Below are 26,134 nucleotides of genomic sequence, written 5' to 3' on the forward strand. Positions count from 1 at the left end.
GAGTGACTTCAAGTGCAAAAGGAGAATACAGATGACAACGTTAAGTAAAAAGCAGAAGGCTGCCATTCAATCGCGCGAGGTTAATAAAGAACTCTTGTCCCGGCGTAGAGCAGGGGGCTTGGCGCTGCCTCTGCCTACCTTTGACTCTCTGAATGAAAACGGGTTGATTTTGGAGATCGATGCGAGAAAACCGCTTCCTGTAACGTTTGATATTTCAGAGTTGGCGGAGGAAGAAGATCTTGATCCGGCAACCACCCGACTCGATATACATATGCGCGGCAAAGGCTCCACGAATTGGGGGGCGGCGATGTATAGCGTGCAATTCCAAACCCCCACATTCCCTGATCGCCAGCCTATTGACGAACCCTTTATCCGGGACATCCCTGTCTCCCGGCTGACGGAAGGGCAGCATGAGATCGGCTACATCCTTTATGAAGGCGCATCCCCCACGCCGCTGAGGGTGGGGGCGCCCTTGGAGGTCGACCGAACCGAGCCTCTACGCCCCAACTATCCGCCTGCGCCCAGTTTTCCGGGCTATTTGACAGATGAAATCACTGAGCAACATATTGAAGACAACCCGGACGGTCTGGTGTGCACCTTTCCGGATGCTCCGGGTGGTGCCGAGTTGGGCGTTAGCATCGCCGTGTATTTTTCTCCCGACTTCTCTTCACAATTGTCTGAGCCGATTGACACCTATCCCATAACCGCTGCGTTGAGTTTTACCGTGCCGTGGGCGTTGATTACCGGCAACCGCGCGGGACTCAACTACCTGTTTTACCAATTGATCGATCTCGCCGGCAACATCAGCAAAGACTCAGCCCCTGCGCGCGTTAAGTTGAATCTGACCGCTGAACCAGAGCCCTTGGAAGCGTATGTACCTTTGGCGCTTCTGCCTGATGATGGCCTGCTTGACTTGGAGGACCTTTATGAGCCGACCGGGGTTTACGTCGCTATTCGCGAATATGCCAACAATCTGCCGACGATCGATGTAATCGAACTGACGCTCGGTAGCCAGCCGCCACAGCGTTTCGCGGTTAATTTTTATTTGCCCTTTCCGTTAATGCTTCCCGTCAGCAGGGCGACACTTCTGGCCCATTACGGTACGAGCACAGGTGAACTGGATACCGCGATTGATTATTTTATCGACCGTAACGGCAGTCCATTCGATGCGCCTACCCATGACATCAAAATTGATTTTTCCGCGCCAGGTCCCACGCCGGGAACCGACCCGGAGAATTCGCTGCTCAATCCCGTGCTGGTCTACGGCTCTGATCCAGACGCGGAAAACGAGCTGACCGAAGATGACTTCGAGAAGGAAGCTACGGTTGAAATCGTACTGTGGGACACGCCTATTCCGGCGCCAGGCACGGTGCTGAGGGGGTATTGGGGCAGTTTTGAATATGCGTTCGACGTTGTGCCGATCACGACCGAAGGACCGGGGGATACGGTTTCAATGAGCGTCCCCTGGTCGATAATTCGTGCTGTCGGTAACGGTATAGTCAACGTCTTCTACACGCTGGAGTGGGCGACCAACGACAACATCCAGCGCTCTGCGCCACAGCCGGTGGTTGTCAATGCCAATAAGGTCGTACTGGAGCCGGCAACCTTTTCCAAGGCGACCGCATTCTGGTCGTGTACCGATCTCAATCGCACGACGTTTGCGGGCACTGTCAGGGTTCCCGGAAATATGACTTACTTCAGGGAGTTTATGGTGATCCGCTGTGAGGTGCGGGTGTTCAGCGATATCACCGGCGATAACCAGCTGGGCGAGACCACGACGATCCACTCGCCGCCATTGACGCCAGACATGGTGGCCAACGGATTCACTATAACTGTCCCCTATGCTGTCATACGGCCAGCGGTCCGGAACTCGGCGGACTTTCACTACTTCGTTCCCATCCCCGGAGAGGGAGAGCAACCCTCCGTGAGAGCGTGGACCCGCACTCGGTTCACGGACTTGAATGGCGTGTTCTGCGAAAATCAACCCCCTACCACCCAAGAGGATGGCGTGGCCTAAAAAGTCTACGGGGGGTGTTTGCGCACCCCTCGGTTCCAATATCCCAGTGCACACGCTCATGGGGCAAGCATTCATTCATACAGATAGATTGGGATTAGTCCTACATATGCAGGTAATTCCAATCTGTAGTTTTGCGGCCTTGAGTGGCCTGGCTCCAACCCTCTGGAAATAGGCCGAACCGTTCCGTCGCGGAATGTCTGTTGAATGAGTGGTGTGTTGTGAATATCAATTCGTTTTTCAAGTTAAAACCGTTAGTTGCAATGATGCAGGTGCCGTCTGTTGTAACGTTATTGTTTCTGGCACCTGGGGCCCATGCCAGGCTCATCGAGAATGGCACTGAAACCATTGACCATGACGCCTATATCGATACGTTTGAGCTGCAAAATGCCACGCTCAACGTAATAGACGGACGGACACTGGACGTTTATGCCAATGCTTCGAGCCTGAATGTCAGCCAGAACAGCTTGATCATGGGCACTGTCGTCGCCCAGGGCGGCTCGAATGTGAATGTAGGCGCCAGCCGCGTCACCGCTTCCGGCGCGTTCCAGACCGGCATCACTTTGCTCAGCAGCGCAGCACAGATCAACGACAGTGTGATTTCCAGTGCTGAGTACCACGGGATGGTGGTCGGTAAATTTACCACCTCAACCCAGGCGTCCACGGCAACCGCAAACGGCAGTGTCATCGTGGGCGCAACCGGTGGTGCCGCGGTTACCGGCGGTAGCCTGCTGGAAACCGTGAATAGCCAGGTAGTCGGTACCGGCGCGGACAGTTTCGGGTTGAGCCTGCAGAGCGCCACGGCGCGTGCCTATCAAAGCAACATCACTGGCGGGCGCAACGGCGTGGAAATGTCTTATGACCGATATGCGCCGGGGGCCAATACGCTGCTTCTGGACCAAACCCACGTGACCGGCGTCACCGGTGCTGCGCTGCTGGTACAGGGGGCCAGGGGCCAGGGCGCCGTGGCGGATATTGTGGTACGCAATGGCTCGACCCTTACCGGCGGCAATGGCAATTTGCTGGAAGTAAAAGGCAACTCCACGGCGAACATGAGGGTCGAGAACAGCCGGCTTCAAGGTGATGTCATTGTCGAGTCCGGCAGCCAGGCTCATCTCAAGCTTAATGATCGGGCCTCATTGATCGGCCGCATGGAGAATGTTTCATCCTTGGAAGTAGGTGATGAGTCCCTGTGGATCATGACCGGCCATAGTCAGGTCGGCGATCTGAGACTGGCCGACGGCGTGGTCAAGTTCGGCGACGATGACGCTTTTTATCGGTTGGACCTGGAGCGCCTGTCGGGCCAGGGCACCTTTGCGATGGGCACTGATTTTGCCCGGGGCCTGACTGACTTTTTGAATATCAGCGGTGAGGCCACCGGTCATCATGGCCTGTTGCTCGCCAGTAGCGGTGCAGAGCCCGGCAATCCTGGCGCGGTGCATATCGTCCATACCGGTGGCGGTGACGCGCAGTTCGAGTTGCTGGGCGGGGCGGTGGACGTTGGGGCCTGGTCTTATGGACTCAAGCAGGAAGGCAACGATTGGTTCCTCGACCCGAACAATCGTACCGTCAGCCCAGGTACCCGCTCGGTACTGGCGTTGTTCAATACTGCGCCGACCGTGTGGTATGGCGAAATGACTTCCCTGCGCAGCCGCATGGGAGACCTTCGCTATAGCGGTGTCGAAGCCGGCGGTTGGCTGCGTGCCTACGGCAATAAGTACGAAATCAGCGGTGGGGACGGCGGAGCCTACGATCAAAACCAGCGCGGTTTCTCTCTGGGTGCCGATACACCGGTAGGCGACGGGCAATGGTTGCTGGGGGTGATGGCCGGTCACAGTACTTCCGACCTGGATCTCAGCCGGGGTACCTCGGGTACGGTGCAGAGTTACTACGCGGGCCTGTATGCCACCTGGCTGGATGAAGAGAGCGGGTATTACCTGGATGGGGTGGTCAAGGCCAACCGCCTGAACAACAATGCCAAGGTCGGTTTGAGTGACGGCAAGCAAACCAAAGGTAACTACAGCACCAATGCGCTGGGTGCGTCCGTGGAGGTCGGTCGTCATATCAAACTCGACGATGACTTCTTTGTCGAACCGTTCGCCCAGGCCTCCGTGGTGACGGTACAAGGCAAGAGTTATCGCCTGGACAACGGCCTGAAAGCCAAGAACGATCACACCGACTCGGTACTGGGCAAGTTGGGCGTAACGGTGGGGCGTGACTTCGTACTGGACGATGGCAGCGTGCTTCAGCCGTACTTGCGCGCCGGCGTGGCCCATGAATTTGTCAAGAACAACAAAGTCATGGTCAACAACCAGACTTTCGACAATAACCTCTCAGGTTCCCGCATCGAAGTGGGGGCGGGGTTCTCGGTCTCGTTGTCCCAGAACCTGCAGGTGCATGCCGACTTCGACTACGGCCAGGGCAAACATGTTGATCAACCGTGGGGGGCGAATGTCGGCGTGCGCTATAACTGGTAATCCGACAGTGGCGGTACGCTTTAAGCAGGTTTAACAAAACGCCCCGGATCCGGGGCGTTTTGTCAGGACTCATCTGACGTATTTTTTGTGTTGAACAGGATTTGCATATTTATTTCGTTGTCGTCGATATCCTTGAGGTAAACGTTGAGTGCGCCCTCGACCGTATTGCCGTTAGGGTCGTGAAAAAACTCGATGGTACCCCGGTGTGCCTGATAAGCCGGGACAGGCGTGTCGTTGACGGTCATGAGAATCACCGAGTATCGAGAGGGGGATTGGGTGTCTGGAATTGAATAACGACCGGACGGCAAGTCTTCGCTGTGGTATTTGAAAATCACCCTTTGTCTCGATGTTTCACCCGGTGGAATTTTCATGGCGCCTTCAGTCAGCCAAAAGTTGTTTTTCCATTCATGCTCAATAAAGTCTGCCTTGAAATCCTCACGTCCAATTTTGCCTTGAAAATATTGCTTAGTCGTTTCTTCGGATTTAGCTTTTCGTGCGGTTGCAGTGGTCATGATTGAGTTCTCCTGCGATGGGTTGTACCCGTGTGTGTGATGAGCGCGCTAATTGGGTGTGTTTGCTGAGGCGGTGAATAATTTCAGGGACAGGTTGTCGACCACGAGGAAGGTCTCGCCCAGAATCCGTAGCGTGAACTCCGGTATTCCTTCCGGAATGGTCAACGAGTGAGTGTAAGTGTCCCAGCCGCCGCCGCCGCGAAGTTCTATTTGCTGCACGTTGTCCGGTGTGAGCTCGAATATTGCGAATCCATGACCGCCTGAGGGGGTCATTGCCTCAATGGAAAAATCGTAGGTTTGTCCTGGTGTGACGGTAATCACCTGCTCAATGAATCCACCCAGATTTGCCTGGCACCTGTTGTCATGAAAGGTGACGCTTGAGCCGACAGGCAGCGTGACCGTCCAGCCCGTGCCGTTTTCGGCGAAATCACCATTGCGGATCAGTTCGATGGGGATGACGGTGCCTTCATCTTCCACCAGCCTGACGTTATCGAACCACACTTCCCCGGCGTCACCGATCAGTTGTACGGTGATACCGGTCGTGCCTGCGGGGGTGTTGAACGTGATCGATCGGTGGGTCCAGCCGTGGTTCCCCGTCAGCCCGATGGATTCACTTGTATCCGACGGTCGAAATGTCAGCCGGGCAGAACCGGCACCCTCATAGGTAATCAACGTATAGGCACTGAAGGTGTAGGAGGTGCCGCCGGAAGCAGGCACCTCCTGTTCCGCGCGTCCCGTGGCAGTGATGATGCAGTGTTGACGTGAAAAATCCACCCGGCCTGGAGCGGTGGCCGTGGCGGTCCAGGAGGTCCCGTGCCTGGCGAAGGTGCCATTTAGAACCAGATTATTGATCATCGGTTGTTCTGACATGAATCAACCCCCGCGCCCTTTAAATGGGTTGCTGTGGTGTGCGACTCAATTCAGCGCCATCTGCGCCGAACGCACAACTGTCAGAACTAACAGGTTCCCCGTGCCATTCGTCGGTTGTCTACGCCGGGTGCCACATCCCCAGCCAGGCAGATGCCAGCAATAGGATCGCCATGCATCGATTGAAGCGTTGCATGGCCTTGGCCGACCCCACTAAGCGGGCGGAGCCTGCGCCCAGCAACGCCCACATCCCAAGACATGGCAGGGAAACCGCAAAAAACACCAGGGACAAGGCCAACACCCGCGCCTCACGCCCCTCTCCCTGCCCGGCAAACACACTGACCACCGCCAACGCCATCATCCACGTCTTCGGATTGACCAGTTGCAGGCTGGCCGCACCGAGCAGGCCCAGGCGTTTCTGTGGGGCATCGGTGTCAATGGCCTGGGCCGGCGCGCTGAATATCTGCCAGGCGAGGTAACTCAGCCAGGCGATACCGATCCATTGCATGGCGGTTTGCACTTGCGGCAGATGGACCAGTGATTCGCCGATGCCTGAACCGACCGCCAGCACGATCCCCGCCGCACCGGCGCACGCCCCGAGGATGATCGGCACGGCTGCCCGCAGGCCATGACGCGCGCTGTTGCTGAGTACGAGGATATTGGTGGGCCCGGGGGTGATGGAGGCAACGAAGGCGAATAACAGGAAGGGCAGGAAGGTGGATGGCATACAGGCGGACTCCAATGAACAGATCAGGGCTGTCCATCTTCACAAGCCTGTGGCTTACCTGTCTGGAAGGTTTGAGCAGCGCTTGCGGTAGGCCGCCGGTGTCAGTCCATAGGCGCGCACGAACCAGCGGCCCAGGTGACTTTGATCGGCAAAACCTAGGGCCATCGCTACGTCGGCCGGTTGCTCGCCCCTGGCCAATGCGTGCCGGGCGCGGGCCAGGCGCAATTGCACCAGGTAAGCGTGGGGCGGCAACCCAAAGGCGCTCTTGAACGCGCGGCTCAGGCGGAAGCGGTCGACGCCACAGGCCAGGGCCAGTTCGTCCATGCCGACATCGTGATGCAGGTGGGCGTGCAGGTACTCCCGGGCCTTGTGAGCCACCTGCGGCAGGCGTGGGTCTTCACGGTAACGGCTGCGCCAATACAGTTGGCCGGTGAGGTGTTCGAGCAATTGGTCCATGGCGCGCTGGCGCACGATGCGCAGTTCGCCGCTGTGCAGCGTCTGGAAGGCCTGGCTGGTGACCAGGGCCAGGCGCGGGTCGCTGGTCAAGGTGGTGGCGAAGCTCAATTGACTATGGGGCGGCGCCTCTTCGAACACCGCACTCACTTCTCGCGCCAGCCACTGCGGGTCGAGGTACAGCATGTGGTAGGTAAAGCCGTCCGGCGTGGGCGCGTCGCCGTCATGCAATTCACCGGGCTCCACCAGGAACACCTGGCCGGGCACGCTGTTGTGGCGGGCGCGGCGACAGTTGAACTGCTGCACGCCTTGTTCGGTGACGCCGACCAGATAGCTGTCATGCCAGTGGGGGTCATAGGCGTGACCCTCGAAATGCGCGCGCAGGGTCTCGATGCCGGTGTCGGCGTCCTGGGACAGATCGATCCAATTATGCGCAGCCATAAAACACCGGGACGGAATGTGTAAGGGTATTAGCGCCCAACGGCACCAGGGCGTCTAGAAGGTTTGTGCAGCCTAGCCGAACAGCCCGGCGGCGATGTTGATCGAGAACCCCAGGATCGCCGTATTGAACAGAAAACCGATCAGCGATTGCCCCAGCACTACCTTGCGCATGCCGCGGGTGGCGACGCCGACGTCAGAGGTTTGCACCGCCACGCCGATGGTGAAGGAGAAATACAGGAAGTCCCAGTAGTTCGGCGTCAACAGTCCTTCGGCAAAACGCAACGCCGGTTCCTTGCCGTTCCAGGTGTAATACAGGCGGGCGTAATGCACGCTGAAAATCACCCCGATCAACAGCCATGAACCGATCACCGTCAGCCCGGTAAACCCGTAGTGCAGCAGGCGCTCGGAAGTGGCCAGGTCTTTGCTGCCCACCAGTTCGAAGGTGATGGTGGCGAGGCTCGCGATGGCGGCGATGCACACCGTGAACAGCACCAGCCCGGCGTTTTCGTCCTCGATTTCGGCGATGCGCTTCACATCGTCGGCCCTGGCACGGCTGGTCAACCACAGCATCAGTACCAGGTAGGTCCAGACCCCGGCGTTCCAGCCGATGAGGATTTTGCTGGCGAGGGTGGCGGCCGGCGCCAGGATGCCGACGGCAAGGCCGAGCACAGCGGCGGCGGAGAGGCGAGGGTGGGTACGGGCTAGAAAAGGCATGGCAGCTCACAGATGGTTACCTGTGAGCACCTTAGCGCATTTTTGTTGTGGCAAGCGGGCCCGCCACCGTTACAGTGTCCCCCAAAAAGCCTTAGCGCTTTTTGCGCACCAGCTTCATGACCACCACAAAGAACACCGGCACAAATACCACCGCCAGGGTCGCGGTGATCATCCCGCCGATTACCCCGGTACCAATCGCCTGCTGGCTCGCCGAACTGGCACCGGTGGCAATCGCCAAGGGCACCACGCCGAGGATAAACGCCAGCGACGTCATGATGATCGGGCGCAACCGGAGTCGTGCGGCTTTCAGGGTGGCGTCGATGAGGTCTTCGCCCTGGTCATACAGGTCCTTGGCGAACTCGATGATCAGGATCGCGTTCTTCGCCGACAAGCCGATGATGGTGATCAGGCCGACCTTGAAAAACACATCGTTGGGCATGCCCCGCAAGGTCACCGCCAGCACCGCGCCGAGCACGCCCAACGGCACCACCAGCAACACCGACGTCGGGATCGACCAGCTTTCATACAGCGCCGCCAGGCACAGGAACACGATCAGCAGCGACAGCCCCAACAGTATCGGCGCCTGTGAGCCGGACAAACGTTCCTGCAGCGACAACCCGGTCCACTCCTGGCCCAGGCCTGCCGGCAATTGGCTGACCAGGCGCTGGATTTCCTCCATCGCCTCGCCGGTGCTGTGGCCGGGTGCGGCCTCGCCGGAAATGGCGATGGCAGGGTAGCCGTTATACCGCGTCAGTTGCGCCGGGCCCTGGGTCCATTTGGCTTCGACAAACGCCGACAGCGGTACCATCTTTCCATCCTTGTTGCGCACGTGGATCTTCATCAAATCCGCCACCTGGCTGCGCTGGTCACCTTCAGCCTGCACCACCACGCGCTGCATGCGGCCCTGGTTGGGGAAGTCGTTGATATAGGCCGAACCGATGGCCGAAGACAGCACATTGCCCACATCCGCAAACGAGACGCCCAGCGCGTTGGCCTGTTTGCGGTCGACTTCCAACTGCACTTGCGGCGCCTCGGCCAGGGCGCTTTCGCGCACGTTGGCCAGGATCGGGCTTTTTCCGGCGGCGTCGAGCAGTTCGGTACGTGCCGCCATCAAGGCTGCATGGCCTACACCGCCGCGGTCCTGCAGGCGGAACTCGAAACCGCTGGAGGTGCCCAGGCCATCCACGGGAGGCGGCAGGACCGCATAGGCGATCGCGTCCTTGAGCTCGCTGAAGGCCATGTTGGCGCGGTCGGCAATCGAGGCGGCGGAGTCATCGCTGCCGCGTTGCGACCAATCCTTGAGCGTGGTAAACGCCAACGCCGCGTTTTGCCCGGAACCGGAGAAGCTGAAGCCCATGATCATGGTGGTGTCGCCCACCCCAGGCTCGCCGGCGTTATGCGCTTCGATCTGTTCGGCCACCTGCACCGTGCGGTTCTTGCTCGCGCCGGGCGGCAGCTGGATGTCGGTGATGGTGTAGCCCTGGTCTTCCACCGGCAGGAACGAGGAGGGCAGGCGGCTGAACATCAGCCCCAGGCCCACCAACAGCACCAGGTAGATCAGCAGGTAACGGCCGCTGCGCTTGAGGGCATAGGCGACCCAGCCTTCGTAACGGTCGGTGAGCTGCTCGAAGCGCTTGTTGAACCAGCCAAAGAACCCGCCCTTGGCATGGTGCTCGCCCTTGGCAATCGGCTTGAGCAGCGTGGCGCACAGGGCTGGGGTCAAGGTCAAGGCGAGGAAGGCCGAGAACAGGATCGAGGTGGCCATCGACAGCGAGAACTGCTGGTAGATCACCCCCACCGAGCCGGCCATGAACGCCATCGGCAGGAATACCGCGACCAGCACCAGGGTAATGCCGACGATGGCGCCGGTGATCTGGCCCATGGCTTTCTTCGTCGCGTCCTTGGGCGACAGCCCCTCGGTGACCATGATCCGTTCGACGTTCTCCACCACCACGATGGCGTCATCCACCAGGATGCCGATGGCCAACACCATGCCGAACATGGTCAGCACGTTGATCGAGAAGCCCAGCAACAGCATGGTGGCGAAGGTGCCCATCAGCGCGATCGGCACCACCAGCGTCGGGATCAGGGTGTAGCGCACGTTCTGCAGGAACAGGAACATCACCGCGAACACCAGGGCCATGGCTTCGAGCAGGGTGTAGACCACCTTGGTGATCGAGACCTTGACGAACGGCGAGGTGTCGTACGGGATCTTGTACTCCACATTGGCCGGGAAGTAGCGCGACAGCTCGTCCATCTTCGCCCGTACCAGGGTCGCGGTGTTCAGCGCATTGGCCCCAGGCGCCAGTTGCACGCTGACGGCGGTGGACGGCTTGCCGTTCAGGCGCGTGGAGAACTGGTATTCCTGGCTGCCCACTTCTACCCGCGCCACATCGCCGATGCGCACGGTGGAGCCGTCCGGGTTGGCCTTGAGCACGATATCGGCGAATTCCGCCGGCGTGGACAGCTGGCCCTTGACCAGGATCGCGGCGGTGATTTCCTGGGTCCTGGTACCCGGCAAGTCACCGATACTGCCGGCCGAAACCTGGGCGTTCTGTGCGCTGATCGCCGCATTCACGTCGGCCGGCGTGAGGTTGAAGCCGATCAGTTTCTGCGGGTCGATCCAGATGCGCATGGCGCGTTCGGCACCGTACAGCTGGGCCTTGCCCACCCCGTCCAGGCGCTTGAGCTCGTTCATCACGTTGCGCGCCAGGTAATCGCTGAGCGCCACGTCGTCGAGCTTGCCGTCGCTGGAGGTGAGGGTCACCAGCAGCAGGAAGCCGGCGGAGACTTTCTCCACCTGCAAACCCTGCTGGGTCACGGCCTGGGGCAGGCGCGGCTCCACCGCCTTGAGGCGGTTTTGCACATCGACCTGGGCCATTTCCGGGTGGGTGCCGGGCTGGAACGTGGCGGTAATCGTTGCCGAGCCGAGGCTGCTCTGGGATTCGAAATACAGCAGGTGATCGGCACCGTTGAGCTCCTGCTCGATCAGGCTGACCACGCTTTCATCCAGGGTCTGGGCCGAGGCGCCCGGGTACACCGCGTAGATTTCCACCTTCGGCGGCGCGACGTTGGGGTACTGGGCCACCGGCAACTGCGGGATGGCCAGCAAGCCGGCCAGCAGGATAAACAGGGCGACCACCCAGGCGAAGATCGGGCGGTCAATAAAGAACTGCGGCATTGTCAAAGATCCTTATTGGCCGGAAGCCTGGGCAACGGGTGTGGGGCTGTCATCGACCTCGACTTTTTCACCGGGGCGCGCGTGCTGCAGGCCTTCGACGACGATACGGTCGCCGGGCTTGAGGCCATGGCTGACCACCCAGCGGTCGTCGATCACCGCACCCAGTTCCACCGGCTGCTGGCTGACGGTCTGCTCGGCGTCGAGCAGCAGCACCATGGGGATGCCGGCGCTGTCGCGGGTGATGGCGCGTTGCGGCACGCTGATGCCTTGTTTGTCGACGGCTTGCTCCAGGCGTACCCGCACGAAGCTGCCGGGCAACAGGTCGAGGTCCGGGTTGGGGAACTCGCTGCGCAGGATGATCTGCCCGGTGCCCGGGTCGACGCTGATCTCGGCGAACAGCAACTTGCCCGGCAGCGGGTAGAGGCTGCCGTCGTCCTGGATCAACGTGGCCTTGGCCTGGTCCTGGCCGACCTGCTTCAAGCTGCCGGCGCGGAAGGCGCGGCGCAGGTCGTTGAGCTCGCGGGTGGACTGGGTGAGGTCGGCGTGGATCGGGTCCAGTTGCTGGATGATCGCCAGGGGCGTGGCTTCGTTCTGGCCTACCAGTGCCCCTTCGGTCACCAGGGCGCGGCCGATGCGTCCGGAAATCGGCGCGGTCACGGTGGCATAGCCCAGGTTCAACCTGGCGCGCTCGACGGCGGCCTTGTTGGCGGCGACTTCGGCGTTGGTCTGGCGCAGGTTGGCGCGGGCGTTGTCGTAGTCCTGGCCGCTGATGGCATTGCCTTCCACCAGTTGGCTGTAGCGCTGCTCCTGCAGGCGCGCCTGGAACGCATTGGCCTCGGCCTTGCTCAGGTTGGCCTGGGCGCTGTCCAGGTCAGCCTTGAACGGTGCCGGATCGATGCGAAACAACACGTCGCCCTGTTTGACGTCATGGCCTTCCTTGAAGACCCGTTGCATCACCACCCCGGCCACCCGTGCGCGCACTTCGGCAATGCGTGGCGCGGCGATGCGTCCGCTCAATTCGCTGGTGATGGAGAGGGGCTTGGCCTCAAGGGTTTCGATGCGCACTTTGGCCAGGGGCATTTGCGGCGCTTCGTCGGCCGATTGGTCACAGGCACTCAGGGCCAGCATCAGGGCCAACAGGCAAAATGGCGCAAACAGATTCTTCGACATGCTCTTATCCCAATATTGACTGGCGCATCCTAAGGGCACCGGCGCTGTGGTGCTGTGAAGCTATGTAGGTCGTCTGTGAAGAAATGTAAGGTGCGGCGCGCGGGGCGCCGAGGGCGTATATCCTTGCACAATCCTGCAACACACCAACAAACCGCATTATTTGGAAACACCATGCCCAACATCCTCCTGGTGGAAGACGACGCCGCACTCTCCGAGCTGATTGCCAGCTACCTGGAACGCAACGGCTACCACGTCAGTGTGCTCAGCCGTGGCGACCACGTCCGTGAGCGCGCGCGCCTCGACCCGCCGGACCTGGTGATCCTCGACCTGATGCTGCCCGGCCTCGACGGCCTGCAAGTGTGCCGCCTGCTGCGCGCCGACTCGGCGGGCCTGCCGATCCTGATGCTCACCGCCCGCGACGACAGCCACGACCAGGTGCTGGGCCTGGAAATGGGCGCCGACGACTACGTGACCAAACCCTGCGAGCCGCGTGTGCTGCTGGCGCGGGTGCGCACCTTGCTGCGGCGCAGCAGTTTGTCCGAGCCCCAGGTGGCCAATGACCAGATCCTGATGGGCAACCTGTGCATCGACCTGTCGGAACGCACGGTGACCTGGCGCGAACAGGCGGTGGAGTTGTCCAGCGGCGAATACAACCTGCTGGTGGTGCTGGCCCGGCATGCCGGCGAAGTGCTCAGCCGCGACCAGATCCTGCAACGGCTGCGCGGTATCGAGTTCAACGGCACCGACCGTTCGGTGGACGTGGCCATTTCCAAGCTGCGCCGCAAGTTCGACGACCACGCCGGTGAAGCGCGCAAGATCAAGACCGTGTGGGGCAAGGGCTACCTGTTCAGCCGTTCCGAGTGGGAATGCTGATCGATGTTTCGTGTGCTGCTACGTCTTTACCTGATCACCATCGTCACCTACAGCGCGGCGATCTTCCTGATTCCCAAGCTGGTGATCCAACTGTTCGAACACCGCTACCTGGACTACAACGTCGAGCAGTCACGGGGCATGCAGAAGCTGATCGTCAAGCAGTACCTGCGCGCGCCGGTGGAGCGCTGGTCCCAGGTGACCGAGCAACTGGGCAGTGACTTCGCGCCCCTCAAAGTGCAATTGCTGTTGCGCCAGGACGCGAGCTACACCACGCAGGAAGCCAAACTGCTGGAGCAGGGCAACCCCGTGATTCACCTGGGGGAGTTTGGCTGGATGGAGGACATCAGCTCGCCGCTCAACGAGCAGTTCGTGGTCAAGCTGACCATTCCGCCAGACCCGCTGGACATGAACCTGTTGTACTGGTCGATGAACGTGCTGATCGGTGCGGCGTTGCTGGCCTGCCTGCTGTTCTGGCTGCGTCCGCACTGGCGCGATCTCGAACGCCTGAAAAGCACCGCCACGCAACTGGGCAAGGGCAACCTGGCCGAGCGCACGCACATTCCGCCCAGCTCCAATATCGGCAGCCTGGCGTCGGTGTTCGACACCATGGCCGACGACATCGAACACCTGCTCAACCAGCAACGCGACCTGCTCAACGCGGTCTCCCACGAACTGCGCACACCCCTTACACGCCTGGATTTCGGCCTGGCCCTGGCGCTGTCGGAGGACTTGCCGGAGGCCAGTCGCGAGCGCCTGCATGGCCTGGTTGCGCATATTCGCGAGCTGGATGAATTGGTGCTGGAGTTGCTGTCCTACAGTCGCCTGCAAAACCCGACGCAATTGCCCGAGCGTGTGGAGGTGGTGCTCGATGAATTTATCGACAGCGTGTTGGGCAGCGTCGATGACGAGCTGGAAAACCCCGAGATCGTCATCGATGTGGCACTCGACTGCGCTGTGGAACGCTTCAGCCTCGACCCGCGCCTCACCGCCCGTGCCTTGCAGAACCTGTTGCGCAATGCCACGCGTTACTGCGACAAGCGCATTCAGGTGGGCGTCAAGGTCTGCGCCAAAGGCTGTGAAATCTGGGTGGATGACGATGGCATCGGCATTCCGCTGGACCAGCGCGAGCGTATCTTCGAGCCCTTTTACCGCCTCGACCGCAGCCGCGACCGCTCCACCGGTGGCTTTGGCCTGGGCCTGGCCATCAGCCGGCGAGCCCTCGAGGCCCAAGGTGGCACCCTGACCGCACTGGCCTCGCCGTTGGGCGGCGCACGGTTCCGGGTGTGGTTGCCCACGGCTGCCGATTAGAAAATCTCCCGGGGAAGGCGCACACTGTGCCCCCGCTTTACCCGAGGAGAGATTGGCAATGACTGGTGTCCACACGTCTGCTCAACAAGGTTTCTCTACCCAGGCCGTCACTTACGCCCAAGGCCGGCCGAATTATCCCAGGCAGCTCACCGGTTGGCTCACGGATGTGCTCGGCGTCGATGGGCACTCACGGGTGATCGACCTGGGCGCCGGCACCGGCAAGTTCACGCGCCTGCTCAGCACCCTGGCGCCGACGTTGATCGCCGTCGAACCGGTGCAGGCCATGGGTGCGCAGTTGACCCGGCTGTTGCCGGATGTGCGCCTGGTCAACGGCACCGCCGAAGCCATCCCCCTGGAAACCGCCAGCGCCGACGCGGTGGTCTGCGCGCAAGCCTTTCACTGGTTCTCCACCCAGGCCGCGCTGGCGGAAATCCACCGCGTGCTCAAGCCCGAAGGGCGCCTCGGGCTGGTGTGGAATGTGCGCGATGAGTCGGTGGACTGGGTGGCGGCGATCACTGCGATCATCACGCCCTACGAGGGTGACACCCCGCGTTTTCACTCCGGACGCTGGCGTGAAGCCTTCGACGGCAAGTACTTTTCAGTCCCCGAAATGACCTGTTTCCCCTATAGCCACGTCGGCAGCCCACAGGAAGTGATCATGGATCGCTTCCTCTCCGTGAGCTTTATTGCTGCGTTGCCCGAGGCTGAAAAAGCCCTCGTGACCGAGCAGTTGCGTGGCTTGATCGCCAGCCATCCAGCCCTGAAGGGCCGCGACACGGTGGCGTTTCCTTATCAGACCCAGGCGTATGTCTGTCGTCGACTGCCATAAAAGGCATAAAGTCAGATCATATTGATATAAGTCGTTATAAGAAAAATCGCTATCCTGCGGCCAGAAATTTATAAGGCCGCGGGTAGCGTTGATGGAAGTGGGTAACTTTGGTTTTGTAATTGCGGGCCTGATCGTTGGTTTTATCGTCGGCATGACCGGTGTCGGCGGGGGCTCCTTGATGACCCCGATCCTGTTGTGGTTCGGCATCAACCCGGCCACGGCCGTGGGCACTGACCTGCTGTACGCGGCCATCACCAAATCCGGTGGCGTGCTGGTCCACAGCAAGAACAAGAACATCGACTGGACCATCACCGGCTGGCTGACCCTGGGCAGCGTGCCTGCGGTGTTGCTGACCCTGTGGTTCCTCGCCAGCCTGCACACCGACCCCAGCGCCATGAACGCGGTGATCAAGCAGGCCCTCGGCGTGGTGCTGCTGCTGACCGCCCTGGCGATCCTGTTCAAGCAACGCCTGCTGGCGTTCGCCCAGCGCCACGCCGGCGATCACTACCATATGAACCCGCGCAACCTGAATGCCCTGACCGTGGTGACCGGTGCGGTGCTGGGGACCATGGTTGCGCTCACCTCCATCGGCGCCGGCGCCCTCGGTACGGTCGCGCTGTTTATCCTCTATCCGTTCCTGGCCACGCGCCGCCTGGTCGGCACCGAGATCGCCCACGCCGTGCCCCTGACCCTGGTGGCGGGCCTGGGCCATGCCGGCATGGGCAATATGGACTGGCACCTGCTGGGCTTCCTGCTGATGGGGTCGCTGCCGGGCATTTACTTCGGCAGCCACATGACCGGCAAGGTCCCGGACGGCGTATTGCGCCCGTGCCTGGCGATCATGTTGATGACCATCGGCTACAAATTGGCCTTTTGAGGCGCACACGGGATTCAACTACACAGGCAGGGGCCAAATGTGGGAGGGGGCTTGCTCCCGATAGCGGTGGATCAGTCAACTGATGAGGCGACTGACAAACCGCCATCGGGAGCAAGCCCCCTCCCACATTTTGACTGTGACCAACCTTGATTCAGGCTTTCGCCGGGCCATTACCGATCTGCCACACAAACGGCGGCTCGGTGCCATTGATCACCCAGTCCCCCACGATCCGCGCCTTGTAGATCACCGGGTTGTGCGACGACACGGTCCGCGCATTGCGCCAATGGCGGTCGAGGGACTTGCCCTGGCGCACATCCGAGGCCCCCAGTGCGTTGAACAACTCACTGGTGGCGCGCTGGATCAGCTCCGACACCACCACCTGCGCTGTGGCCGACTCGATTTCGGCGGCCACGTTGGCTTCGCGCTCGCCCCCCTCATCCCCACCGAAACGCGCCAGGTACGCCCGCTGTGCCGGTACCGCAGCCCTCAGCGCGCTGGCTTCGGCGGCGTAGACCAGGGCGGCGACTTCGCCCACCACCTGCTGGATCTGGGCATCCTGGCTGACGTGCTGGGCATTGCCATGGCTGTAGATGCGCTTGCGGCTGCGCACCTGGTGGGCCACATCGCGCAATGCGGCACGGCCGATACCGGCGAGGCTGGCCAGCAGGACAAGTTGGTAGAACGCGGTCTGGTATTTGAAGCGGGTCGCGAAGTCGATGACGTTTTCCGCCTCCACCACCGCATCGGTAAAGCGCGAGGTGCCGCTGCCGGTGGTGCGCTGGCCAAAGCCGTCCCAGTCATCGCTGTGTTCCACGCCGGGCTGGCGCGCGCGGGTGGCGGCGATCACATCGCCGCCGGTGTCGCTGCGCTGGGCGTACACGTCGATCCAGTCGGAGAAAATACTGCCGGTGCTGTAGAACTTTTCACCGTTGAGTTTCCACTGCTCGCCGTCCGGGCTGACCTTGGTGACAACGTCGCCAATGGCCACGGTGCCGATTTCGGTCCAGGCGCAGCCGACGATGTCGCCGTCGACAAAGCGTTTGAACCACAGGTCGCGGCCGGCACTGGGCGGCGCATTCAGGCGGTCTTCGGCAAAGGCGAAATGCCCGCGCAGGGCCTGGGGCACGTTGGAGTCGGCCTCGGCCAGTTCGATCAGCAGTTCGAACAACTGCGGCAGCGAAGCACCGCCACCGCCATATTCCACCGGCACCCGCACCGCGCCGAAGCCGGCTTCCTTGAGCCACTGGATCGGCTCGTGGGGCAGGGCGCGGGTTTGTTCGCGCTCCACTGCGCCAGCGGCGATGCGCTGGAAAATCGGGCGAAAGCGCGCCGCCAGCGTGGGGTAGTCGACGCCGACAGACAACGGGTTGATAACGTGGTGTTCGGTCATGAGCAGGGCTCCGGGGCAGTGATCGGTGCAGGGAGTGATTGCACAGTCCGTGCCGGGTGCCAGGGCCAATGTTTACGGGGGATGCATGCTGTCTACTGTTGCCCTGGCAACAGCAAATCGACAAACCGTCGCAATCCCTGACATCGGCATTCAACGCCTCCCAGCCCTGAATACATGCCGCACCCCTTGTGGCGCGGGCGTTTGCCTCCGCCTGGCACGCTTGCTGCTCCACACCTCGGTACATTCCTTTATGCGAGGTACCGTTCGATGAGTCAGCAAGCCGTGAAATTTGCCTATTGGGTGCCCAACGTCAGCGGTGGGCTGGTGGTCAGCAAGATCGAACAACGCACCCACTGGGGCATCGACTACAACCGCAAACTGGCGCAATTGGCCGAGGAAGCCGGCTTCGAATACGGCCTGACCCAGATCCGCTTCACCGCCGGCTACGGCGCGGAAAACCAGCATGAGTCCGTGGCGTTCAGCCATGCCTTGCTGGCCGCGACCACCAAGCTCAAGGTTATCGCCGCGATCCTGCCCGGCCCGTGGCAACCGGCGCTGGCGGCCAAGCAACTGGCGACCATCGACCAGCTCACCAATGGCCGCATTGCGGTGAACATCGTCAGTGGCTGGTTCAAGGGCGAGTTCCAGGCCATCGGCGAACACTGGCTGGAGCACGACGAGCGCTATCGCCGTTCCGAAGAATTCATCCGCGCCCTCAAAGGCATCTGGACCCAGGACGACTTTACTTTCAAGGGCGACTTCTACCGTTTCAACAACTACACCCTCAAGCCCAAGCCCCTGGGCCAGCCGGAAGTGTTCCAGGGCGGCAGTTCGCGAGCCGCGCGAGACATGGCGGCGCGCGTGTCGGACTGGTACTTCACCAACGGCAACACCCCGGAAGGCATCAAGGCCCAGGTCGATGACATTCGCGCCAAGGCTGCCGCGAACAACCATTCGGTCAAGGTCGGCGTGAATGCGTTCGTCATCGCCCGCGACACCGAGGAAGAAGCCCGCGCCGTGCTCGCAGAGATCATCGACAAGGCCGACCCGGAGGCCGTGAACGCCTTTGGCGACGCGGCCAGGCAGGCCGGCAAGGCATCCCCCGAAGGCGAGGGCAACTGGGCCAAGTCCAGCTTTGAAGACCTGGTGCAGTACAACGATGGCTTCAAGACCAACCTGATCGGCACCCCGCAGCAGATTGCCGAGCGCATCGTCGCGCTCAAGGCGGTGGGCGTGGACCTGGTGCTGGCGGGCTTCCTGCACTTCCAGGAAGAAGTGGAGTACTTCGGCAAGCGCGTGTTGCCGCTGGTGCGCGAGCTGGAAGCCAAGGCCGGGATCAAGCAGGTGGCCTGACCAAGGTTTTCTCCAGGCGCAGGGCCGGGGTGTGGTCTGCGTAGTAGTCGTTGACCTGGGCGAAACGCCGGTAGCCGTTGCGTTCATACAGCGCCAGGGCGCGGGGGTTGTCGGTGCGTACCTCCAGGCGCAGGTGGGTGCAACCGTGCGTCACCGCGCAGGCCTCGACATGGCTGAGCAACTGCTTGCCCAGCCCGAGGCTGCGTGCGTGCTCGGCAATGGCGATGGAATACAGGCGCGCGAACACGCTGCCACGACGAAACAGCACCAGCGCATAACCGAGCAACTGCCCGTCCTGTTCCGCCACCAGCAACTGGCCGTGGGCGCGGCTGATCATCCAGTGAAAACTGCGCGATGAGAGCCGGTCTGTGGTGAAACACGGGTGCTCCAATGCGACTAATGCCGGTATATCGCCGGGTAATGCAATGCGAGAGAAAAGAGCCATATAACCGCCGTAAAAGTTGCGTAACGAAACGGGACTTCCCTAAAAGATCGTGCTTAATAGAAAAGGTCGAGTTCTCTAAAGCGGATCAAATATTATGTCGGCGGTACAAGGTCATTGGCGTGAAGTATCCGAGCAAATCGTCGCGGCGACAATAACATCGAAGGACTTTTTTTCTGCGCCGCCTCGAAGTAACAGTCAAGTGGTGATCATTGTTGAACGCAAGGAAGATTGGGCCTCCTACTTTCCCAGCGAAGACATCGTCACCGCCCAGGAGTACCTGGAGCAAACCCGGCAGAACGAGTCAGGCAAGCGGGTGCAGGTGATCAACCTGTGCCGCAGCTACAAGTACCTGGGGCACGGCTACTACTGCTCGTTGCTGGCCGAAGCGCGCGGACACAAGGTGATTCCTTCGGTGCGCACCATCAGTGAGCTGACTAAAAAGTCGCTGTACGGCCTGGCGCTGGATGACTTGGATAAAACCCTTGATAAAGCCTTGAGTCATCACCTCTACAGTAATACCGAAGGGTTTACCCTGACACTTTACTTCGGCAGGACCAATATAGAACCGTTGCAGGAATTGGCCCGTCAGTTGTTTGAAACATTCCCATGTCCGATCTTGTTAGTTGAGTTCAGAAAACATAACGGTTGGCATATCGTAGGGGTCAAGTCCGGCGTATTGCACAAGTTACGAGACGACCAGGAAGATCAATTCGCCCACGCCCTCGATAACTTCAGCCGCAAGATCTGGCGCCAACCTCGTTCGCGGCGACTGGCCCGTTACGACCTGGCGATCCTGCACGATCCACAGGAGCAGTTGCCACCGTCCAACGCCCGTGCCTTGGAGAATTTCATCCGCGTGGGCAAGGGACTGGGCATCGATGTGGAGCTGATCGAGCGCAAGGACTACGCGCGCCTGGCCGAATACGACGCCTTGCTGATCCGCGAGACCACCAGTGTCGACAACCATACCTACCGCTTTGCCAAAAAAGCCGAAAGCGAAGGCCTGGTGGTGATGGACGACCCGGCATCGATCCTGCGTTGTACCAACAAGGTCTACCTTACCGACCTGCTCAACAGCCATCAGTTAGGTATGCCTGCCACCGAGATTCTCTACAAGGAACGACCGCAGGACTTCGAGCGGGTCGGCGAGCGCCTCGGGTTTCCTCTGGTGTTGAAGATTCCCGACGGGTGTTTCTCCCGTGGCGTGATCAAGGTCGAAAGCCAGGAAGCCTTGCTCAAGGCCACTGCCGAGTTGTTCGAGCATTCGGTGCTGCTGCTGGCCCAGGAATTCTTTTACACCGAGTACGACTGGCGCATCGGCGTACTCAACCGCAAGCCGATCTTTGCCTGCCAATACTTCATGTCCAAGGGCCATTGGCAGATCTATAACCACAAGGCCATTGGCCAGGCCATCAACGGCGAATGCCGCACCCTGGCTGTCCATGAAGCGCCCAGGGCGGTGGTGGAACTGGCGGTGAAGACCGCCAACCTGATCGGCGACGGCCTCTACGGTGTGGACCTCAAGCAGTCCGGCGACAAGGTGGTGGTGATTGAGGTCAACGACAACCCCAACCTGGATGCCGGCATCGAAGACGCCTACTTGCAGGACGACCTGTACAGCCTGGTGCTGGAAGAGTTTGTGCGGCGCCTGGAGTTGAAACGCCAGGGCCAGGTCTGGTGAGTGGCTGAGTGCATGCCACAGGTGTTTAAAGTCGCGCCGCGTAGCTAACCGCGCACATCCGTAGCAGCTGCCGAGCGCAAGCGAGGCTGCGTAGGCCGCGCTGCCGATTCAGGCTCGAGTCGCGGCCGACGCAGCCTCGCCGGGGCTCGACAGCTGCTACGAACGCCAATCACGTCAAGGCCACACCCCCGTAGCAGCTGCCGAGCGCAAGCGAGGCTGCGTCGGGCGCGCTGCCGATTCAGGACCGAGTCGCGGCCGACGCAGCCTCGCCAAGGCTCGACAGCTGCTACGAACGCCAATCACGTCAAGGCCTCCCCCCCGTAGCAGCTGCCGAGCGCAAGCGAGGCTGCGTCAGGCGCGCTGCCGATTCAGGACCGAGTCGCGGCCAACGCAGCCTCGCCGGGGCTCCACAGCTGCTACGAACGCCAATCACCTCACGGCCCCACCCCCGTAGCAGCTGCCGAGCGCAAGCGAGGCTGCGTCAGGCGCGCTGCCGATTCAGGACCGAGTCGCGGCCGACGCAGCCTCGCCAAGGCTCGACAGCTGCTACGAACGCCAATCACATCACGGCCCCACCCCCGTAGCAGCTGCCGAGCGTAAGCGAGGCTGCGTCAGGCGCGCTGCCGACTCAGGACCGAGTCGCGGCCAACGCAGCCTCGCCGGGGCTCGACAGCTGCTACGGATTTGCGCGGTGTTGCATAAGGCGGTATCTACGGCGGTGGGTGAATCAAGGGCGGGTTTGCAGGGTAAGGACTTCAAAGCCATCCGCCGTCACTGCCACCGTATGTTCCCACTGCGCCGACAGGCTGTTGTCCTTGGTCACCACCGTCCAGCCGTCTTTCAGGCTGCGCACCTTGGCGCCGCCCTGGTTGAGCATCGGTTCGATGGTGAACACCATGCCTTCACGCAGTTCCAGCCCGGTGCCAGGGCGGCCGAAGTGCAGGATCTGCGGCTCTTCATGCATCTGCTTGCCGATGCCATGGCCGCAGTATTCACGCACCACGCTGTAGCCATTGGCCTGTGCATGGCTCTGGATCGCATGGCCGATATCCCCCAGGCGTGCGCCGGGCTTGACCTGGCGGATCCCGGCCCACATGGCCTCGAATGTCATATCCACCAGGCGCCGCGCCTTGGGCGCGACGGTGCCGATCATGTACATCTTGCTGGAGTCGGCGATAAAGCCGCCTTTTTCCAGGGTGATGTCGATGTTGACGATGTCGCCCTCCTTGAGGATTTCCTTGGCGCTGGGCATGCCATGGCACACCACTTCGTTGATCGAGGTGTTGATGGAGAAGGGGTAGTCGTATTGCCCGAGGCTGGCAGGGCGGGCTTTCAATTCGTTGCGGATAAAGGCTTCGACGGCGCTGTCCAGTTCCAGGGTGGAACGGCCGGCGGCGACAAACCCGTCGAGCATGTCGAACACTTGGGCCAGCAGGCGTCCGGACTCGCGCATCACAGCCAGTTGGGCGGCGGTCTTGATCATCAGCTGCGCCCCCGGATCAGGTCGGGCTTGTCCAGCAACAGTTTGTTGATCAGCTCGTGGTAGGGCAGGCTGGGATTGAGTTCGGCGAGCAGGCCGACCTTGATCCAGAACTCGGCCTGGGCGTTGATGGAACGGTCCATGGCCGCACTGGCCAGGCGCAGTTGTTCGTGCAGTTGGTCGCTGATCTTGACGATGCCCATGAGGTTCACTGTAGTGGTTGGATATACGAATCGTATATGTTTCGTATGTCGTCAGTAAACATGATGTTGACTTGATCCGGATGGCCGGTTAATTTCCAGGCATGACCTACCCAGCCTTCCGCAGCCAGCCAAGCATTATTACCGCCATTCCTCATTTGGCGGGATAGCACACGGCTGCACCCCAACCCGCCTTAGAGGCGGGTTTTGTTTGTTCCGTCTCCAGGGCCTTTAAAAACCAGGAGACACCCCATGAGCACGTGCCCCGCCCCGTCTACCGCTGATACGGCATTGCTTGAACACTATGTGAAAAAGATCCTCGCCGCGCCGGTCTATGACCTCGCGGTGCGGACGCCCCTGCAAGCCGCACCGGCACTCTCGGCAATGCTCGGCAACCAGGTGCTGCTCAAGCGTGAAGACCTGCAACCGACCTTTTCCTTCAAGATTCGCGGCGCCTACAACAAGCTGGTGCAGCTTACCGGCGCGCAGAAAGCGCGCGGTGTGGTGACGGCGTCGGCGGGTAACCATGCGCAAGGCGTGGCACTGGCGGCGAAGACGCTGGGGCTCCAGGCGCGGATCGTGATGCCGTGCAGTACGCCGGAATTGAAGGTGCTGGGCGTGCGCTCCCGGGGCGCCGAAGCGGTGCTGCACGGCGAGAGCTTCCCGTTTGCCCTGGCCCATGCGCTGCAACTGGCCGAGATGTCCGGCTGCACCTTCGTCTCGCCCTTCGATGACCCGGAGGTGATCGCCGGCCAGGGCACGGTGGCCATGGAAATCCTGCGCCAGCAACAAGGCCCGTTGGACGCGATCTTCGTGCCCGTGGGCGGCGGCGGCCTGATCGCCGGCATTGCGGCCTACGTCAAATACCTGCGGCCCGAAGTGCGCATCATCGGGGTCGAGCCCGAAGGCTCCAGTTGCCTGCTCGCCGCACTGCAGGCCGGGGAACGGGTGGTGTTGCCAAGTGTCGACGGGTTCGCCGATGGCACCGCAGTCGCGCAGATCGGCGCCTATGGCTTTGAGATCTGCCGCGATTGGGTCGACGAGGTGATCACCGTCAGCAATGACGAACTGTGCAGCGCAATGAAGTTGATCTATGACGATACGCGTTCCATCACCGAGCCTTCCGGTGCGTTGGCGGTGGCGGGGGTTCGCAAGTACGTGGCCAGTCGTGGGGTGAGTGGGCAGACCTTGGTCGCAGTTAATTCAGGCGCAAATATCAACTTTGATAGTTTGCGATATGTTGCTGAAAGAGTGGCGGCACAAGCTGCAGTTTAATTCGAAGCGTGGGGTTAAACGATTAATCGAAGCGGTTCGACGATGATTTAACTGGGGTGACCTAAGCTATATAAATTCCTACATTGCTTATGAAGAAAAGTTACAACAAAAACGGAATTTGCCGAGTAGGCTGGTAAAGGTAAGCGTCTTCCAGGGCTGGCGAGACGTGGCAGGCACGGGCCTGCAGACCTATAACAATCGATTGGCAGTCTCAAAAAAGGAGAGGTTGGCCATGCTTTCGGAATTAGAACTTCGCAGCATTATTGAAGGAAGTTTCCTGCCTAAACGGTGCGAATGCACCAAAGCCGAAGATGCTTCGCTGACGATCAAGGTCTATGACGACCGCGACCGTGACCGGGTGGATTTGGAGGTCAAAGGTATCAATGCTGACAAACTCGACAGCAGTCGAGCTATTTGCAACCTCATTACCGGGTTGCGTGAAGACCTCAAGCACAGCCATGCACCTGTCCAGCAGCGGGCTGGAGGGCGCGGTTACTACTGATCGTTGGTTATGAACGGTGGGCCTGGTAAATGCCAGGCCCAATGCTGTGTATGTTTGCCCATCAATTCTGGAAATCGCAGGCTTCGGACATCTTCCGGTAGCTCACGTCTTCCACTTTGCCCGCCTTGTCCAGGAACTTGATATCCGCATCAATGACTTTACAGTCGCCGGTTGGGGTTTCGTTCATGGCCAGGACCTTGGCAATGTTCATCGGCATGCCGTAATGATAAGGCACGGGGTTGACCGCCTGGGTTTGATCGTCAGCCTGGGCCAGGCCCGACACTGCCGCCAGCGCCAGGGCGCCGCCGAGCATTAAGGTGTGCAGTTTCATGGTGGTGCTCCGCAAGTGAGTGGAATTTCACTCTCGACTTGCGGGATTAACCATCGATTAATTTTGCCCTGGCTGACAAAACCTTCATCCAAGCTGCTGGCGATACGGCAGGTCCGGCCCGGTCTTGCCGCACGTCAGTGCCGCAGCGCGGATGGCAAAACCGAGCATGGCGTCGATCTGCACGCGGGTCAGTTGTTGCAGGCCTTGCACCGAGTCCAGCTGGTGCTCGGTCAGCCAGGCAATCAACGCGGCCTGGAAGGTATCCCCGGCACCCACGGTATCCGCCATCACCACGCGCTGTGCCGGTTGCGACCAGGTGCCATGCTGACGGCTGAACACACTGGCGCCATCGCCGCCACGGGTGAGGAACACCAGCTGGCAACGGTGTTGCAGCCAGCCCTGCAGCACGCTTTCCGGCGACTGGCCGGGGTAGAGCAGGTGCAGGTCTTCGTCGCTGACCTTGATCAGGTCGGCATGCTTGGCCAACTCGGCGACGCGGTCGCGCCACAGTTGGATATCCGGCTGCGGATTAAGGCGCACGTTGGGGTCGAGGCTGATCAGGCGCTTGCCGCTTTCGCGCTTGACCAGGCTCAGCAGGGTGTCGCCGATCGGTTGCACCACCAGGGAGAACGAACCGATATGCAGCCCGCGCACCTCATCGCCGAGGACCGGCAAATGCGCGACTTCCAGCAGTCGGTCGGCGCAGCCTTCACCACGGAAGTTGTACTGCGGTGAGCCATCGGCGCCCACGGCGACCATCGACAAGGTGGTCGGCGCGGCGAACTCCACCAGGAACCGCTCGCTGACGCCTTCATCCTTGAGCACCTGCAACAGGCGCCGTCCGAGGAAGTCGCTGGACAGGCCGCCGAACAACCCGGCCTCAATGCCCAGGCGGCGCAAACCCACCGCGACGTTGAACGGTGAACCACCGGCAATCGCCTTGTAAGTGACCTTGGAGGCCTGCCCGCTGGCATCTTCCTCGCTGAAAAAATCAAACAGCGCTTCACCACACACCAGATACATAGTCGTTCGCT

The 26,134-nt window shown here is 60.9% G+C and carries 22 protein-coding genes and 1 pseudogene; 10 read left to right on the plus strand and 13 right to left on the minus strand.

Annotation, left to right across the window (positions count from 1 at the left end; all coding sequences use genetic code 11):
• Positions 1–31 precede the first annotated feature (31 nt).
• Positions 32–2,017 carry a hypothetical protein gene (locus tag PspCFBP13509_RS17870; RefSeq protein ID WP_137212434.1) on the plus strand — a complete coding sequence of 662 codons (1,986 nt, stop codon included), beginning with the start codon at positions 32–34 and terminating at the stop codon, positions 2,015–2,017.
• Between the two features lie 263 nt (positions 2,018–2,280).
• A complete protein-coding gene (locus PspCFBP13509_RS17875; RefSeq protein WP_137212489.1) occupies positions 2,281–4,491 on the plus strand; it encodes an autotransporter outer membrane beta-barrel domain-containing protein in 2,211 nt (736 codons plus the stop codon).
• Positions 4,492–4,553: 62 nt separating this feature from the next.
• Here the strand turns inward: PspCFBP13509_RS17875 and PspCFBP13509_RS17880 are convergent, their stop codons facing one another.
• From PspCFBP13509_RS17880 to PspCFBP13509_RS17910, 7 genes are all read right to left on the minus strand, one after another.
• On the minus strand, positions 4,554–5,003 hold the full coding sequence (locus PspCFBP13509_RS17880; protein ID WP_065948651.1) for a hypothetical protein: 450 nt from the start codon (positions 5,001–5,003) through the stop codon (positions 4,554–4,556).
• A 48-nt stretch (positions 5,004–5,051) separates the two neighbouring features.
• A complete protein-coding gene (locus tag PspCFBP13509_RS17885; RefSeq protein WP_137212435.1) occupies positions 5,052–5,873 on the minus strand; it encodes a hypothetical protein in 822 nt (273 codons plus the stop codon).
• Between the two features lie 118 nt (positions 5,874–5,991).
• Positions 5,992–6,597, minus strand: a complete 606-nt coding sequence (locus tag PspCFBP13509_RS17890; RefSeq protein WP_065948649.1) for a LysE family translocator — start codon at positions 6,595–6,597, stop codon at positions 5,992–5,994.
• Between the two features lie 54 nt (positions 6,598–6,651).
• Positions 6,652–7,491, minus strand: coding sequence for an AraC family transcriptional regulator (locus PspCFBP13509_RS17895; protein WP_065927865.1), 840 nt, complete (start codon positions 7,489–7,491; stop codon positions 6,652–6,654).
• A gap of 72 nt (positions 7,492–7,563) precedes the next feature.
• Entirely contained in the window at positions 7,564–8,205 is a 642-nt protein-coding gene (locus PspCFBP13509_RS17900; RefSeq protein WP_074846450.1) for a DUF1345 domain-containing protein, read from the minus strand.
• A 91-nt stretch (positions 8,206–8,296) separates the two neighbouring features.
• Positions 8,297–11,386 (minus strand): efflux RND transporter permease subunit, encoded by a 3,090-nt coding sequence (locus tag PspCFBP13509_RS17905; RefSeq protein WP_065927864.1) that lies wholly within the window; start codon positions 11,384–11,386, stop codon positions 8,297–8,299.
• A 12-nt stretch (positions 11,387–11,398) separates the two neighbouring features.
• Positions 11,399–12,556: an efflux RND transporter periplasmic adaptor subunit gene (locus tag PspCFBP13509_RS17910; protein ID WP_065948647.1), complete on the minus strand. Its 1,158-nt coding sequence runs from the start codon at positions 12,554–12,556 to the stop codon at positions 11,399–11,401.
• A 171-nt stretch (positions 12,557–12,727) separates the two neighbouring features.
• On the opposite strand from PspCFBP13509_RS17910, the gene PspCFBP13509_RS17915 reads away from it, so the two are divergent.
• The 4 genes from PspCFBP13509_RS17915 to PspCFBP13509_RS17930 all read left to right on the plus strand — a co-directional run bounded on the left by PspCFBP13509_RS17915 (position 12,728) and on the right by PspCFBP13509_RS17930 (position 16,443).
• Positions 12,728–13,429: a response regulator transcription factor gene (locus PspCFBP13509_RS17915; protein WP_027606419.1), complete on the plus strand. Its 702-nt coding sequence runs from the start codon at positions 12,728–12,730 to the stop codon at positions 13,427–13,429.
• Positions 13,430–13,432: 3 nt separating this feature from the next.
• Entirely contained in the window at positions 13,433–14,737 is a 1,305-nt protein-coding gene (locus tag PspCFBP13509_RS17920; RefSeq protein WP_065927862.1) for an ATP-binding protein, read from the plus strand.
• 58 nt (positions 14,738–14,795) lie between these two features.
• A complete protein-coding gene (locus PspCFBP13509_RS17925) occupies positions 14,796–15,566 on the plus strand; it encodes a class I SAM-dependent methyltransferase (RefSeq protein WP_065927861.1) in 771 nt (256 codons plus the stop codon).
• 91 nt (positions 15,567–15,657) lie between these two features.
• Positions 15,658–16,443, plus strand: coding sequence for a sulfite exporter TauE/SafE family protein (locus PspCFBP13509_RS17930; RefSeq protein WP_027606416.1), 786 nt, complete (start codon positions 15,658–15,660; stop codon positions 16,441–16,443).
• Positions 16,444–16,594: 151 nt separating this feature from the next.
• Here the strand turns inward: PspCFBP13509_RS17930 and PspCFBP13509_RS17935 are convergent, their stop codons facing one another.
• On the minus strand, positions 16,595–17,833 hold the full coding sequence (locus tag PspCFBP13509_RS17935) for an acyl-CoA dehydrogenase family protein (protein ID WP_065948646.1): 1,239 nt from the start codon (positions 17,831–17,833) through the stop codon (positions 16,595–16,597).
• A gap of 267 nt (positions 17,834–18,100) precedes the next feature.
• Here PspCFBP13509_RS17935 and sfnG point away from each other — a divergent pair, with 267 nt between their 5' ends.
• Positions 18,101–19,186 (plus strand): dimethylsulfone monooxygenase SfnG, encoded by a 1,086-nt coding sequence (gene sfnG / locus PspCFBP13509_RS17940; protein ID WP_137212436.1) that lies wholly within the window; start codon positions 18,101–18,103, stop codon positions 19,184–19,186.
• On the opposite strand, the pseudogene PspCFBP13509_RS17945 reads toward sfnG, so the two are convergent.
• Positions 19,182–19,631 (minus strand): annotated as a pseudogene (locus tag PspCFBP13509_RS17945) (GNAT family N-acetyltransferase); the annotation flags it as partial. The gene sfnG and the pseudogene PspCFBP13509_RS17945 overlap by 5 nt on opposite strands.
• 94 nt (positions 19,632–19,725) lie before the next feature.
• Here PspCFBP13509_RS17945 and PspCFBP13509_RS17950 point away from each other — a divergent pair.
• On the plus strand, positions 19,726–21,312 hold the full coding sequence (locus PspCFBP13509_RS17950; RefSeq protein WP_137212437.1) for a RimK family protein: 1,587 nt from the start codon (positions 19,726–19,728) through the stop codon (positions 21,310–21,312).
• Between the two features lie 727 nt (positions 21,313–22,039).
• On the opposite strand, the gene map is transcribed toward PspCFBP13509_RS17950, so the two are convergent.
• Entirely contained in the window at positions 22,040–22,795 is a 756-nt protein-coding gene (map, locus tag PspCFBP13509_RS17955) for a type I methionyl aminopeptidase (protein WP_065927856.1), read from the minus strand.
• Entirely contained in the window at positions 22,795–22,995 is a 201-nt protein-coding gene (locus PspCFBP13509_RS17960) for a ParD-like family protein (protein WP_027606410.1), read from the minus strand. Before PspCFBP13509_RS17960 ends, map begins: the two co-directional genes overlap by 1 nt.
• A gap of 249 nt (positions 22,996–23,244) precedes the next feature.
• Between PspCFBP13509_RS17960 and ilvA the strand changes: the two genes are divergently transcribed.
• Together ilvA and PspCFBP13509_RS17970 are read left to right on the plus strand one after the other, a co-directional pair.
• Positions 23,245–24,267, plus strand: coding sequence for a threonine ammonia-lyase, biosynthetic (gene ilvA, locus PspCFBP13509_RS17965; protein WP_074846461.1), 1,023 nt, complete (start codon positions 23,245–23,247; stop codon positions 24,265–24,267).
• A 232-nt stretch (positions 24,268–24,499) separates the two neighbouring features.
• Positions 24,500–24,769 carry a DUF1652 domain-containing protein gene (locus PspCFBP13509_RS17970; protein WP_027606409.1) on the plus strand — a complete coding sequence of 90 codons (270 nt, stop codon included), beginning with the start codon at positions 24,500–24,502 and terminating at the stop codon, positions 24,767–24,769.
• 61 nt (positions 24,770–24,830) lie between these two features.
• Here the strand turns inward: PspCFBP13509_RS17970 and PspCFBP13509_RS17975 are convergent, their stop codons facing one another.
• Entirely contained in the window at positions 24,831–25,100 is a 270-nt protein-coding gene (locus tag PspCFBP13509_RS17975) for a DUF2790 domain-containing protein (RefSeq protein WP_027606408.1), read from the minus strand.
• Positions 25,101–25,184: 84 nt separating this feature from the next.
• Positions 25,185–26,123 (minus strand): carbohydrate kinase family protein, encoded by a 939-nt coding sequence (locus PspCFBP13509_RS17980; RefSeq protein ID WP_065927855.1) that lies wholly within the window; start codon positions 26,121–26,123, stop codon positions 25,185–25,187.
• Between the last annotated feature and the right edge of the window lie 11 nt (positions 26,124–26,134).

Source organism: Pseudomonas sp. CFBP13509 (assembly GCF_005233485.1).
GTDB classification, from domain to species: Bacteria; Pseudomonadota; Gammaproteobacteria; order Pseudomonadales; family Pseudomonadaceae; genus Aquipseudomonas; species Aquipseudomonas marginalis.